At 53.4% G+C, this 13,271-nt stretch carries 11 protein-coding genes; 9 read left to right on the forward strand and 2 right to left on the reverse strand.

Annotation, left to right across the window (positions count from 1 at the left end; all coding sequences use genetic code 11):
- The first annotated feature begins 16 nt into the window (after nt 1-16).
- The 3 genes from mazG (at nt 17) to eno (ending at nt 4,055) form a co-directional block, all read left to right on the forward strand.
- Nucleotides 17-808, forward strand: a complete 792-nt coding sequence (mazG, locus tag ICA20_RS05205) for a nucleoside triphosphate pyrophosphohydrolase (protein WP_038633195.1) — start codon at nt 17-19, stop codon at nt 806-808.
- Between the two features lie 224 nt (nt 809-1,032).
- The gene (pyrG, locus tag ICA20_RS05210; protein ID WP_005130912.1) at nt 1,033-2,670 is read left to right on the forward strand and encodes a glutamine hydrolyzing CTP synthase; all 1,638 of its coding nucleotides are present in this window, start codon (nt 1,033-1,035) and stop codon (nt 2,668-2,670) included.
- Nucleotides 2,671-2,756: 86 nt separating this feature from the next.
- Complete coding sequence (gene eno / locus ICA20_RS05215) at nt 2,757-4,055, forward strand: phosphopyruvate hydratase (protein ID WP_003034129.1); 1,299 nt, start codon at nt 2,757-2,759, stop codon at nt 4,053-4,055.
- A 55-nt stretch (nt 4,056-4,110) separates the two neighbouring features.
- On the opposite strand, the gene ICA20_RS05220 is transcribed toward eno, so the two are convergent.
- On the reverse strand, nt 4,111-4,935 hold the full coding sequence (locus tag ICA20_RS05220) for a MurR/RpiR family transcriptional regulator (RefSeq protein WP_038633190.1): 825 nt from the start codon (nt 4,933-4,935) through the stop codon (nt 4,111-4,113).
- A gap of 165 nt (nt 4,936-5,100) precedes the next feature.
- On the opposite strand from ICA20_RS05220, the gene ICA20_RS05225 reads away from it, so the two are divergent.
- The 3 genes from ICA20_RS05225 (at nt 5,101) to queE (ending at nt 8,089) form a co-directional block, all read left to right on the forward strand.
- Nucleotides 5,101-6,657: a maltose/glucose-specific PTS transporter subunit IIC gene (locus tag ICA20_RS05225; protein ID WP_038642843.1), complete on the forward strand. Its 1,557-nt coding sequence runs from the start codon at nt 5,101-5,103 to the stop codon at nt 6,655-6,657.
- Nucleotides 6,657-7,346 (forward strand): N-acetylmannosamine-6-phosphate 2-epimerase, encoded by a 690-nt coding sequence (locus ICA20_RS05230; protein WP_038633188.1) that lies wholly within the window; start codon nt 6,657-6,659, stop codon nt 7,344-7,346. Before ICA20_RS05225 ends, ICA20_RS05230 begins: the two co-directional genes overlap by 1 nt.
- A 71-nt stretch (nt 7,347-7,417) precedes the next feature.
- Nucleotides 7,418-8,089 (forward strand): 7-carboxy-7-deazaguanine synthase QueE, encoded by a 672-nt coding sequence (gene queE / locus ICA20_RS05235; protein WP_038633185.1) that lies wholly within the window; start codon nt 7,418-7,420, stop codon nt 8,087-8,089.
- 47 nt (nt 8,090-8,136) lie between these two features.
- Here the strand turns inward: queE and queD are convergent, their stop codons facing one another.
- Entirely contained in the window at nt 8,137-8,499 is a 363-nt protein-coding gene (queD, locus tag ICA20_RS05240) for a 6-carboxytetrahydropterin synthase QueD (protein WP_038633182.1), read from the reverse strand.
- Between the two features lie 438 nt (nt 8,500-8,937).
- Between queD and cysJ the strand changes: the two genes are divergently transcribed.
- From cysJ to cysH, 3 genes are all read left to right on the forward strand, one after another.
- Nucleotides 8,938-10,737, forward strand: a complete 1,800-nt coding sequence (gene cysJ / locus ICA20_RS05245) for an NADPH-dependent assimilatory sulfite reductase flavoprotein subunit (protein ID WP_038633179.1) — start codon at nt 8,938-8,940, stop codon at nt 10,735-10,737.
- A complete protein-coding gene (gene cysI / locus ICA20_RS05250; RefSeq protein WP_038633177.1) occupies nt 10,737-12,449 on the forward strand; it encodes an assimilatory sulfite reductase (NADPH) hemoprotein subunit in 1,713 nt (570 codons plus the stop codon). Before cysJ ends, cysI begins: the two co-directional genes overlap by 1 nt.
- A gap of 76 nt (nt 12,450-12,525) precedes the next feature.
- Nucleotides 12,526-13,260: a phosphoadenosine phosphosulfate reductase gene (cysH, locus tag ICA20_RS05255; protein WP_038633174.1), complete on the forward strand. Its 735-nt coding sequence runs from the start codon at nt 12,526-12,528 to the stop codon at nt 13,258-13,260.
- Nucleotides 13,261-13,271: the final 11 nt, after the last annotated feature.

A 13,271-nucleotide genomic window follows, 5' to 3' on the forward strand; every position in this document is an offset into this window, starting at 1 on the left:
ATTTCAGGATTTTCACATGAACCAAATCGATCGACTGCTCGGTATTATGCAGCGCTTGCGCGACCCGGAAAACGGCTGTCCGTGGGATAAAGAGCAGACATTCGCCACTATTGCCCCTTACACTCTCGAAGAAACCTATGAAGTACTGGATGCGATTGCGCGTGAAGACTTCGACGATCTGCGCGGAGAGCTCGGCGACCTGCTGTTCCAGGTGGTATTTTATGCCCAGATGGCGCAGGAAAAAGGCCGTTTTGATTTCAATGATATCTGCGCCGCCATCAGCGATAAGCTTGAACGCCGGCATCCACATGTATTCGCTGATGTTTCTGCCAGCAACAGTACTGAAGTGCTAACCCGCTGGGAGCAAATTAAAAGCGAAGAACGCGCCGGGAAAGCACAGCATTCCGCACTCGACGATATTCCCCGCAGTTTACCGGCGTTAATGCGCGCCCAGAAAATCCAGAAACGCTGCTCTAATGTTGGCTTCGATTGGAAAACATTAGGACCGGTTGTCGACAAGGTTTATGAAGAGATCGACGAAGTCATGTTTGAGGCAAAGCAGGCTGTTGTCGACCAGGCTAAACTGGAGGAGGAAATGGGCGATCTGCTGTTTGCCACAGTCAACATGGCTCGTCATCTGGGGACAAAAGCCGAGACTGCGTTACAAAAAGCGAACGAGAAATTTGAACGACGCTTTCGTGAAGTTGAGCGAATTGTCGCTGCTCGTGGTCTGGAAATGACGGGTGTTGATCTGGAAACAATGGAAGAAGTCTGGCAACAGGTAAAACGGCAGGAAATTGATCTCTAAGGGATTTCGTCGGTCAAGGGCGTTTTGTGTGATTTTTTAAATAACAAGCGCTTGATTTACGTCAAAAACATTTACCCCAAAGGGGCTATTTTCTCACTCCCGATGTTAATGTGAGCCTGGTGAAGAGGAGGGATAATGAAAGTTTGTGGCGCTCGTCATGTTCGGGTATACTACTTTCCCGTCTTGGTAATTCCATCGTTTCACCCTAACTTCTCAGGTCCAGCATGACAACGAACTATATTTTTGTGACCGGCGGGGTCGTATCCTCTCTGGGAAAAGGCATTGCCGCAGCCTCCCTCGCAGCCATTCTTGAAGCCCGTGGCCTCAACGTGACCATGATGAAACTGGATCCGTACATCAACGTCGATCCGGGTACTATGAGCCCAATCCAACACGGGGAAGTGTTCGTTACCGAAGACGGCGCTGAAACCGACCTGGACCTGGGTCACTATGAGCGTTTCATCCGTACGAAAATGAGCCGCCGCAACAACTTCACCACGGGGCGTATCTACTCTGACGTTCTGCGTAAAGAACGCCGTGGCGACTATCTGGGCGCTACTGTTCAGGTTATCCCGCATATCACCAACGCAATTAAAGAGCGCGTTCTGGAAGGCGGTGAAGGTCATGATGTTGTTCTGGTCGAAATCGGCGGAACCGTTGGGGATATCGAATCTCTGCCGTTTCTTGAAGCGATTCGCCAGATGGCCGTAGAAATTGGCCGTGAGCACACGCTGTTTATGCATCTGACGCTGGTTCCGTACATGGCGGCGGCAGGTGAAGTCAAAACGAAACCGACTCAGCACTCTGTAAAAGAGCTGCTTTCTATCGGTATTCAGCCAGATATCCTGATCTGCCGCTCCGATCGCGCAGTTCCGGCGAATGAACGTGCGAAAATTGCATTGTTCTGTAACGTTCCGGAAAAAGCGGTGATTTCTCTGAAAGATGTCGATTCCATCTATAAAATTCCGGGCCTGTTGAAATCCCAGGGCCTTGACGATTATATTTGTAAACGATTCAGCTTGAACTGTCCGGAAGCTAATCTGTCAGAATGGGAGCAGGTTATCTACGAAGAAGCGAATCCGGCAGGTGAAGTGACTATCGGTATGGTCGGCAAGTACATTGAACTGCCGGACGCCTATAAGTCAGTGATTGAAGCGCTGAAACACGGTGGTCTGAAGAATCGTGTCACCGTCAACATCAAGCTGATCGATTCGCAGGATGTCGAAACGCGCGGCGTTGAGATCCTGAAAGGTCTTGATGCTATCCTGATCCCTGGCGGCTTCGGCTACCGTGGTGTTGAAGGTAAAATCGCGACGGCGCGCTTTGCGCGTGAGAACAATATTCCTTATCTGGGCATTTGCCTGGGTATGCAGGTTGCGTTGATTGAGTTTGCGCGTAACGTAGTGGGTATGGACAACGCCAACTCCACGGAATTTGTGCCAGACTGTAAGTACCCGGTGGTGGCTCTGATTACCGAATGGCGTGACGAAGACGGCAACGTCGAAGTCCGTACCGAGAAGAGCGATCTGGGTGGCACCATGCGTCTTGGCGCGCAGCAGTGTCAACTGAGCGATGAAAGCCTGGTCCGTCAACTGTACGGCACGCCGACAATCGTTGAACGCCACCGTCACCGCTACGAAGTCAACAATATGCTGTTGAAACAGATTGAAGCTGCTGGTCTGCGTGTTGCAGGCCGTTCCGGTGATGATCAGTTGGTCGAGATCATCGAGGTACCGAATCATCCGTGGTTCGTGGCCTGTCAGTTCCACCCGGAATTTACTTCCACGCCACGTGATGGGCACCCGCTGTTTGCCGGCTTTGTGAAAGCCGCCAGTGAACATCAGAAGCGTCAGGCGAAGTAAGAAGTAAAAAGTTAGAACGGCAATGCACCCATTCGGGTGCATTGTTTGTCTGGAGTTTTAGTTTAACTTGTACTGAGGAAAACCTAATGTCCAAAATCGTTAAAATCATCGGTCGTGAAATCATCGACTCCCGTGGTAACCCGACTGTTGAAGCCGAAGTACACCTGGAAGGTGGTTTCGTTGGTATGGCAGCAGCTCCGTCAGGTGCTTCTACTGGTTCCCGCGAAGCACTGGAACTGCGCGATGGCGACAAATCCCGTTTCATGGGTAAAGGCGTACTGAAAGCTGTTGCAGCTGTTAACGGCCCAATTGCTCAGGCTCTGCTGGGTAAAGATGCTAAAGATCAGGCTGGCATCGACAAGATCATGATCGATCTGGACGGTACTGAAAACAAATCCAACTTCGGTGCAAACGCCATCCTGGCTGTGTCCCTGGCGAACGCCAAAGCAGCAGCTGCTGCTAAAGGCCTGCCGCTGTATGCGCACATCGCTGAACTGAACGGTACTCCGGGCAAATACTCCATGCCGGTTCCGATGATGAACATCATCAACGGTGGTGAGCACGCTGACAACAACGTCGACATCCAGGAGTTCATGATTCAGCCGGTTGGCGCTAAGACTCTGAAAGAAGCCGTACGTATGGGTTCTGAAGTGTTCCACAACCTGGCTAAAGTTCTGAAAGCTAAAGGTATGAACACTGCAGTTGGTGACGAAGGCGGCTACGCGCCGAACCTGGGCTCCAACGCTGAAGCTCTGGCTGTAATCGCTGAAGCGGTTAAAGCAGCTGGCTACGAGCTGGGCAAAGACATCACTCTGGCGATGGACTGTGCAGCTTCTGAATTCTACAAAGACGGTAAATACGTTCTGGCTGGCGAAGGCAACAAAGCGTTCACCTCCGAAGAATTCACCCACTTCCTGGAAGAACTGACCAAACAGTACCCGATCGTGTCCATCGAAGATGGTCTGGACGAGTCTGACTGGGACGGTTTCGCATACCAGACTAAAGTTCTGGGCGACAAAATCCAGCTGGTTGGTGACGATCTGTTCGTAACCAACACCAAAATCCTGAAAGAAGGCATCGAAAAAGGCATCGTTAACTCCATCCTGATCAAATTCAACCAGATCGGTTCTCTGACCGAAACTCTGGCTGCGATCAAAATGGCGAAAGACGCTGGCTACACCGCTGTCATCTCTCACCGTTCTGGCGAAACTGAAGACGCTACCATCGCTGACCTGGCTGTTGGTACCGCTGCAGGCCAGATCAAAACCGGTTCTATGAGCCGTTCTGACCGCGTAGCTAAGTACAACCAGCTGATTCGTATCGAAGAAGCGCTGGGCGAACAAGCTCCGTACAACGGTCGTAAAGAGATCAAAGGTCAGGCGTAATCCTGTTCTTTAACTCTTAACGTAAAAACCCGCTGCGGCGGGTTTTTTTATGCCTTTAAAGTAGTAATGGTAAGGTCGCACTCGCCGTTTGCTGGCTCACATCGCTGTACTTTTCATCCAGTCCAATCAGCGACGTGGTGAGCAGTTCCACCAACAGCATGACACCCACCTTGGCGTTTAGCGCGCCGGCGCTCAATGGACCTTCCGGTTTGGCTGCGACCAGTTGAATATCACTCAGCGAAGCCAGCGGACTGCGTGGTGTATTACTCAGCGCCAGTACGCGTACGCCTTGCTTACGCGCCAGCTTTACGACATGCAGCAGATCGCGCGTGGATCCCGAACTGGATATCGCCACTACCAGCGTATCTTTGCCTAGCGTTGTAGCGTTCATAGCAGCACGGTGCATGTCGCTGAACAATTGCGCGGGTTTGCCGAGGCGCAGGAGTTTGTAATGTAAATATTCCCCCAGAATAGCGCTGGCCGCTACGCCATAAATTTGTACCGACTGAGCCTGATGCAGCGCCAGAGCGGCTGCTTCCAGTAATGTTCTGTCGAGTAATTTTGCCGTGTCCTGCAGCGCTTGCACGGATTCATTGACCACATTGTCAATCTCATCACCGCTGTGCTCTACCGGCTCTCCTTGCCGGAGATCGAGTGCCAGCGCCATCTTAAATTCGTTATAGCCCTTACACCCCAGCGTACGGCACAGACGCGTGACGCTCGCCTCGCTGGTGTCGCTTTCACGCGCCAGTTCGGTAATCGTCAGATAGACCACTCTTGCCGGATCGCTAAGCACAAACTCTCCCAGCTTTTGTTGAGTTCGACTATATCCATCAACGCCCTGGCGCAATCTCAGCAGCAGGTTTTCATTTTCTGACATGCAAAATCCTTAATGCGTTTCTCTGCCGATAGTGTGGCGGAAAGCAGGGGAGAGATGCCAGTCATTTTAAAAAAGTATGATCGGCGTCCTGGTTTTTGATGGTAATTTTCATTTTTAAAATTAATTATGGTAAAAATTTTCACCAATGATCGGGGAGATGAAAAAATGATGCAAATATTTAGCGGCGCTTCGTCAGGCGCATGGTTTGAAAAAGCGCAGCGGTTCGGCAAATCGTTCATGCTACCGATTGCGGTATTGCCCGCAGCGGGGTTGTTGTTGGGGATTGGTGGGGCTTTGTCGAATCCCAATACGCTGACGGCCTACCCATTCTTGAATGTCGACTGGCTGCAGGCAATCTTCACGATCATGACCAGCGCGGGTTCTATCGTGTTTGCCAACCTGTCGGTGCTTTTTGCGGTTGGTGTTGCCGTGGGACTGGCGAAAACGGATAAAGGCACGGCGGGCCTTGCGGCATTGCTGGCTTTTCTGGTGATGAATGCCACCATCAATGCTTTGTTAACGCTCAACGGAACGTTGGTGCACGAGAATCCAGGTGCTGTGGGCCAGGGAATGACGCTGGGCATTCAGACGCTGGAAACGGGCGTTTTTGGTGGGGTCGTGATTGGTCTGGTCACCTGCGCGCTGCATAGCCGTTTCAATAAAGTCTCACTCCCTCAGTTTCTTGGCTTTTTCAGTGGTTCGCGTTTTGTACCGATTATCAGCTCGCTTGCCGCGATTGTGGTGGGGGCGATCATGACGGTGGTGTGGCCGCATTTCCAGAAGCTCATTTTTGGACTGGGCGGTCTGGTGGATGCGACGGGCTATCTGGGGACGCTACTGTACGGTTTCATTCTGCGTATGCTTGGCCCACTGGGTTTACACCATATCTTTTATTTGCCGTTCTGGACAACGGCGCTGGGCGGGAGCGAAATCGTCAACGGTCAACTGGTCGAAGGCACCCAGCGTATTTTCTTTGCCCAACTTGCCGATCCGAATACGCAGCAGTTTTATGCCGGTACCTCGCGCTTTATGTCCGGGCGCTTTATCACCATGATGTTTGGCCTGCTTGGCGCATGCCTGGCGATGTACCACACGGCAAAACCGGAGAACAGAAAGCTTGTCGCCGGACTGTTGCTATCAGCGGCCCTGACCTCTTTCCTGACCGGCATCACTGAGCCTATTGAGTTCTCCTTCCTGTTTGTGGCTCCGGTGTTATATGTCATTCACGCCTTCTTCGATGGTCTGGCGTTTATGATGGCGCATATTTTACATATCACTATTGGGCAAACCTTTTCGGGGGGGCTGATCGATTTCCTCCTCTTCGGCGTGCTACAGGGGGAAGCGAAAACCAACTGGATGTTCGTCCCCCTGGTTGGGGTTCCATGGTTCTTTCTTTACTACTTCACCTTCCGTTATTTGATTAACCGCTTTAACTGGCTGACGCCGGGGCGTGAGAGCGCTGCCCTGGTGGAGTCCTGTCTGCCTCAGAGCGAACGCGCAGCGGCAGTCATCGCCGGGCTGGGAGGCAAAGAGAATCTGGAAGAGGTGGACTGTTGCGCCACACGCTTACGCGTGACGGTGAAAGAGAGCAGCAAGGTTGATGAAGCTGCGCTGAAAGCGACCGGAGCGCGCGGCGTAATTATTCGCGGCAACGGTGTTCAGGTGATTTATGGCCCGCATGTCACCATCATTAAAAATGAAGTCGAAGAGATCTTATCGTGATGAAAACTGTACTGGATTCCCTGAAAGGTAAATTAATTGTCTCCTGCCAGGCGCTGGAAAATGAACCCCTGCACAGCCCGTTTATTATGTCGCGTATGGCGCTGGCGGCAGCGCAGGGCGGTGCGGCAGGTATCCGTGCGAACAGTGTGGTAGATATTCGCGCGATCAAAGAGAGCGTCTCCCTGCCGGTAATAGGGATTATCAAGCGCGATTATCCGGGCTGCGATGTATTTATCACGGCCACCCTGCAGGAAGTGGATGAGCTGATGACCGTTGAGCCGGAAATTATTGCTCTGGATGCGACAGCGCGACCGCGCCCCGGTGGGCAAACGCTGGAAGAGCTGGTCATGCAAATCCGCGCCCGTTACCCGTCCGTACTGTTAATGGCGGATATCGCTACCGTCGATGAGGCGATAACAGCCGAGCGGCTGGGTTTTGACTGCGTGGGCACCACGCTCTATGGCTATACCGCCGACACTGCCGGGCATGTGCTGGCGGAAAACGACTGCGGTTTTTTACGTGAGGTGTTGGCGGCGGTCACCATACCAGTCGTGGCGGAAGGTAACGTCGATACCCCGGAACGCGCCGCACGTTGCCTGACATTAGGCGCGCATACCGTGGTGGTTGGAGGCGCTATCACGCGTCCGCAGCAGATAACGGCACGCTTTGTCGCGGCGATCGCCTCGTAAAGCATCGATGGGGCATGATACTTTGGCGGGGATCTGCGATAATTAGCGTTTATCCCCATATTGAGAACGCTATGCAGTACCCGATTAACGAGATGTTCCAGACCCTGCAAGGTGAGGGTTACTTTACCGGCGTCCCCGCCATTTTTATTCGTTTACAGGGATGCCCGGTTGGCTGTGCCTGGTGCGATACCAAACACACCTGGGATAAGCTTGAGGATCGGGAAGTCTCCCTGTACAGCATCCTGGCGAAAACGAAAGAGAGCGATAAGTGGGGCGCGGCGAGCAGCGAAGATTTGCTGGCTGTTATTCAGCGTCAGAGCTATACCGCCCGTCACGTGGTGATCACCGGCGGTGAGCCCTGCATTCATGACCTGATGCCGCTAACTGACCTGCTGGAAAAGAACGGCTTTAGCTGCCAGATTGAAACTAGCGGTACCCACGAAGTACGCTGTACGCCGAATACCTGGGTGACCGTATCGCCGAAGGTGAATATGCGCGGTGGTTATGATGTGCTGTCACAGGCGCTGGAGCGCGCGAATGAAATCAAACATCCGGTCGGCCGCGTTCGCGATATTGAAGCGCTGGATGAACTGCTGGCAACGTTGAGCGATGATAAGCCGCGAATCATTGCCTTACAGCCAATCAGCCAGAAAGAAGACGCGACGCGTCTGTGCATTGATACCTGTATCGCGCGTAACTGGCGTCTGTCGATGCAGACCCATAAATACCTGAATATTGCCTGATAAATTTTGCCGGGTGGGCTTCGCATTGCCATCCGGCAAAGTCACAATCACTCGCCGCGATACACGCAACCCGCTGTGCAGGTCTCTTTTACCATCACTGTGCTCAGCAGAGGGACAACCGGTTTTACCTGATCCCAAATCCATTTTGCCAGCACTTCGCTGGTTGGGTTTTCTAAGCCTGGAATATCGTTCAGATAGTAGTGATCAAGTCTGTCATAAGTCGGCTTAAACGCCGCCTTTAACTCTGCGAAATCCATGATCCAACCGGTATGCGGATCGACTTCACCGGTAATTTCAAGACGCACCATAAATGAGTGACCATGCAGGCGACCACACTTATGCCCTTCCGGTACATGCGGCAGGCGGTGAGCGGCTTCGAAGGTGAAATCTTTAAACAAGGTGGTGGACATTTTTTACTCTCAAGAATGCGAAAAACCGCCGTAGGGTACCGTAAAGAGCAAATTTTATCATTAGTTAAAAGGGCGCAGAGTATCAGAACAATCCATTCATAAAGATAATGTTCAATAACTATTTATATATCAAATGTTTATTAAATCGATTTTGCTGTTAATAACTATAACTAAAACAGGTTAGTTCATTTGGTTATTTGTTATTTCTATCCCTTCTTTAGTTGTTACTATGCCCGCCGTTAACCTAATACTCGTCATACTTCGAGCTGCATGTGTGTTGGCTTCACTCTCTTATCCCAGTCACTTACTTCAGTAAGCTCCTGGGATTCGTTCACTTGCCGCCTTCATGCAACTCGAATTATTTAGAGTATTTTCATTTCTTTTTTTGGTGCCATTTGGGCACGAAAAACAGCTTTGCTTACTGGAACATGACAACGCATGACGACACAGGCCCCACCTTCCGCTCTGCTACCGCTAAACCCGGAGCAACTGGCTCGCCTTCAGGCGGCCACGACCGATTTCACTCCCGCGCAGCTTGCGTGGGTTTCTGGTTATTTTTGGGGCGTGCTGAATCAGCAGCCGGGGGCGAATGCAGCGGCTCCTGCGCCTGTTGCCGAAATGCCGGGGATTACGCTTATCTCCGCCTCGCAAACCGGCAATGCGCGTCGTGTGGCGGAAGCCCTGCGCGATGATCTGATTGCCGCGAAGCTCAATGTCACTCTGATCAATGCCGGCGACTACAAATTCAAACAAATCGCCAATGAAAAGTTGCTGGTTGTGGTGGCATCGACTCAGGGAGAAGGAGAGCCAGCGGAAGAAGCTGTGGCGTTACATAAATTCCTGTTCTCGAAAAAAGCGCCGAAACTCGATAACACCGCTTTCGCCGTGTTTGCTCTCGGCGATACCTCTTACGAATTTTTCTGTCAGGCCGGTAAAGATTTCGACAGCAAGCTGGCTGAGCTGGGCGGTGAACGTCTGCTCGATCGCGTAGATGCCGACGTCGAATATCAGGCCGCTGCCGCGCAGTGGCGTGCCCGGTTGGTTGATGTACTGAAAGCGCGTGCGCCTGCAGTACCGTCTGTACAAGTTGCAGCGAGCGGTGCGGTAAATGAAGTACATACCAGCCCATACACCAAAGAAGCGCCGCTGACGGCGTCCTTGTCGGTGAACCAGAAAATTACCGGTCGTAACTCGGAAAAAGATGTCCGTCATATCGAAATCGATCTCGGTGATTCCGGCCTGCGTTATCAGCCGGGCGACGCACTGGGCGTGTGGTATCAGAACGATCCGGCTCTGGTGAAAGAGCTGGTTGAACTGCTGTGGCTGAAAGGGGATGAGCCGGTTACGGTGGAAGGAAAAATCCTGCCGCTGGCCGAAGCGCTGGAGTGGCACTTCGAACTGACGGTCAACATCGCGAATATCGTGGAAAACTACGCCACGCTGACGCGCAGTGAATCGCTGCTGCCGCTGGTGGGCGATAAAGCCCAGCTTCAGCAGTATGCGGCTACCACGCCAATTGTCGATATGGTGCGTTTCTCCCCGGCACAGCTTGATGCAGAAGCATTAATCGGCCTGCTGCGTCCACTGACGCCGCGCCTGTACTCTATCGCCTCTTCACAGGCGGAAGTTGAAAGCGAAGTGCACGTGACCGTCGGCGTCGTGCGCTACGACATCGAAGGCCGTGCCCGCGCCGGTGGTGCTTCCAGCTTCCTCGCCGACCGCGTGGAAGAAGAGGGCGAAGTGCGCGTGTTCATTGAGCACAACGACAACTTCCGCCTGCCGGCTAACCCGCAGACCCCGGTGATTATGATTGGTCCGGGCACCGGTATCGCGCCGTTCCGCGCCTTTATGCAGCAGCGCGCCGCCGACGGTGCGGAAGGCAAGAACTGGCTGTTCTTCGGTAACCCGCATTTCACCGAAGACTTCCTCTACCAGGTCGAGTGGCAGCGCTACGTAAAAGAAGGCGTGCTGAACCGTATCGATCTGGCCTGGTCACGCGATCAAAAAGAAAAAATCTACGTACAAGACAAACTGCGTGAACAGGGCGCAGAGCTGTGGCGCTGGATTAATGACGGTGCCCACATTTATGTCTGCGGCGACGCTAATCGCATGGCGAAAGACGTTGAGCAGGCGTTGCTGGAAGTGATTGCTGAGTTCGGTGCAATGGACATCGAAGCGGCGGATGAATTTTTAAGTGAGCTGCGCGTTGAGCGCCGTTATCAGCGAGATGTCTACTAATGAGCGAAAAATACCCAGGGCCTTTAGTGGTCGAAGGCAAACTGACTGACGCCGAGCGCATGAAGCGTGAAAGTAATTTCCTGCGCGGCACCATCGCGGAAGACCTGAATGACGGTCTGACCGGCGGTTTTCACGGCGATAATTTCCTGCTGATTCGTTTCCACGGCATGTACCAGCAGGATGATCGCGACATTCGCGCCGAGCGCGCCGAGCAGAAGCTGGAGCCGCGCCATGCGATGTTGCTGCGCTGTCGTCTGCCGGGCGGGGTGATCACCACTACCCAGTGGAAGGCCATCGATAAATTCGCCGCTGACAACACGATTTATGGCAGCATCCGTCTGACCAACCGTCAGACCTTCCAGTTCCACGGCATTCTGAAGAAGAACGTCAAGCCGGTGCATCAGATGTTGCACTCCGTCGGGCTGGACGCGCTGGCGACCGCCAACGACATGAACCGTAACGTGCTGTGCACCTCCAACCCGTATGAGTCCGAGCTGCACGCCGAGGCCTACGAGTGGGCGAAAAAGATCTCTGAACATCTGTTGCCGCGCACCCGCGCCTATGCGGAGATCTGGCTCGATCAGGAGAAGGTCGCGACCACCGACGAAGAACCGATCCTCGGCGCGACTTATCTGCCGCGTAAATTCAAAACCACGGTGGTGATCCCGCCGCAGAACGATATCGATCTGCACGCCAACGACATGAACTTCGTGGCGATTGCCGAAAACGGCAAGCTGGTGGGCTTTAACCTGTTGGTCGGCGGTGGTCTGTCTATTGAGCACGGTAATAAGAAAACCTACGCGCGTACGGCAAGCGAGTTCGGCTTTCTGCCGCTGGAGCATACCCTGGCCGTGGCCGAAGCGGTGGTAACGACCCAGCGTGACTGGGGTAACCGTACCGACCGTAAAAACGCGAAAACCAAATATACCCTGGAGCGCGTCGGTATCGACACCTTCAAGGAAGAGGTTGAGCGCCGCGCGGGGATCAAGTTTGAGCCGATCCGCCCGTATGAATTTACCGGTCGTGGCGATCGCATCGGTTGGGTGAAAGGGATCGACAACAACTGGCACCTGACGCTGTTTATCGAAAACGGTCGTATCCTGGATTATCCTGGACGTCCGCTGAAAACCGGTTTACTGGAGATCGCGAAGATCCACAAAGGCGATTTCCGCATCACCGCTAACCAGAACCTGATTATTGCCAGCGTGCCGGAAAGCCAGAAAGCGAAGATCGAGAAACTGGCGCGCGACCACGGGTTGATGAATGCGGTGAAACCGCAGCGTGAAAACTCGATGGCCTGCGTGTCGTTCCCGACCTGTCCGCTGGCGATGGCGGAAGCTGAGCGTTTCCTGCCGTCGTTTACGGACAAAGTGGAAGCGATTCTGGAAAAACACGGCATCCCGGACGAGCATATCGTGATGCGCGTGACCGGCTGCCCGAACGGCTGCGGCCGCGCGATGCTGGCGGAGCTGGGTCTGGTGGGCAAAGCCCCGGGGCGTTACAACGTGCATCTGGGCGGCAACCGCATGGGAACACGTATTCCACGCATGTATCGCGAAAATATTACGGAATCAGAAATTCTCGATTCCATTGACGAACTGGTTGGGCGCTGGGCGAAAGAGCGTGAAGCGGGTGAAGGCTTCGGCGATTTTACGGTGCGTGCGGGCATCATTCGCCCGGTGCTCGATCCAGCGCGTGATTTCTGGGAATAAGTTCCCTTTGCCTGGTGACACGACGGTTTTGTAGGCCTGATAAGCGTAGCGCTATCAGGCATAAGATGAGGTAATCATGTCCGTACTTGATCTAAACGCTCTGAACGACCTGCCGAAAGTTGAACGCGTTATGGCGCTGGCGGAAACTAACAGCCAACTGGAAAAGCTGGACGCCGAAGGCCGCGTAGCGTGGGCACTGGAGAATTTGCCGGGAGAATACGTGCTCTCTTCCAGCTTTGGTATTCAGGCCGCAGTAAGCCTGCATCTGGTGAATCAGATCCGCCCGGATATCCCGGTAATTCTGACCGATACCGGCTATCTGTTCCCGGAAACCTACCAGTTTATTGACGAGTTAACGGACAAACTCAGGCTGAATCTGCAAGTCTATCGGGCGAAGGAGAGTGCTGCCTGGCAGGAAGCACGCTATGGCAAACTGTGGGAGCAGGGCGTTGAGGGCATTGAGAAATACAATGACATCAACAAAGTCGAGCCGATGAACCGGGCGCTAAAAGAGCTGAAAGCACAGACCTGGTTTGCGGGCCTGCGCCGCGAGCAGTCAGGCAGCCGGGCGCATTTGCCGGTACTGGCAATTCAGCGCGGCGTGTTTAAAGTGCTGCCGATCATCGACTGGGATAACCGTACCGTTTACCAGTATCTGCAAAAGCACGGGCTGAAATATCACCCGCTGTGGGACCAGGGCTATCTGTCGGTGGGGGATACGCATACTACCCGCAAATGGGAGCCGGGCATGGCGGAAGAAGAGACGCGCTTCTTCGGACTGAAGCGCGAATGCGGGCTGCATGAAGGGTAATATGAGCCTCG

Source organism: Citrobacter sp. C5_2, assembly GCF_014596845.2.
GTDB classification, from domain to species: domain Bacteria; phylum Pseudomonadota; class Gammaproteobacteria; order Enterobacterales; family Enterobacteriaceae; genus Citrobacter; species Citrobacter werkmanii.

Excerpts from the sequence above, each read along its gene's own strand:
- mazG (WP_038633195.1), top strand. The coding sequence starts at position 17 with ATGAACCAAATCGATCGACTGCTCGGTATTATGCAGCGCTTGCGCGAC.
- pyrG (WP_005130912.1), top strand. The coding sequence starts at position 1,033 with ATGACAACGAACTATATTTTTGTGACCGGCGGGGTCGTATCCTCTCTG.
- eno (WP_003034129.1), top strand. The coding sequence starts at position 2,757 with ATGTCCAAAATCGTTAAAATCATCGGTCGTGAAATCATCGACTCCCGT.
- ICA20_RS05220 (WP_038633190.1), bottom strand. The coding sequence starts at position 4,935 with ATGTCAGAAAATGAAAACCTGCTGCTGAGATTGCGCCAGGGCGTTGAT.
- ICA20_RS05225 (WP_038642843.1), top strand. The coding sequence starts at position 5,101 with ATGATGCAAATATTTAGCGGCGCTTCGTCAGGCGCATGGTTTGAAAAA.
- ICA20_RS05230 (WP_038633188.1), top strand. The coding sequence starts at position 6,657 with ATGAAAACTGTACTGGATTCCCTGAAAGGTAAATTAATTGTCTCCTGC.
- queE (WP_038633185.1), top strand. The coding sequence starts at position 7,418 with ATGCAGTACCCGATTAACGAGATGTTCCAGACCCTGCAAGGTGAGGGT.
- queD (WP_038633182.1), bottom strand. The coding sequence starts at position 8,499 with ATGTCCACCACCTTGTTTAAAGATTTCACCTTCGAAGCCGCTCACCGC.
- cysJ (WP_038633179.1), top strand. The coding sequence starts at position 8,938 with ATGACGACACAGGCCCCACCTTCCGCTCTGCTACCGCTAAACCCGGAG.
- cysI (WP_038633177.1), top strand. The coding sequence starts at position 10,737 with ATGAGCGAAAAATACCCAGGGCCTTTAGTGGTCGAAGGCAAACTGACT.
- cysH (WP_038633174.1), top strand. The coding sequence starts at position 12,526 with ATGTCCGTACTTGATCTAAACGCTCTGAACGACCTGCCGAAAGTTGAA.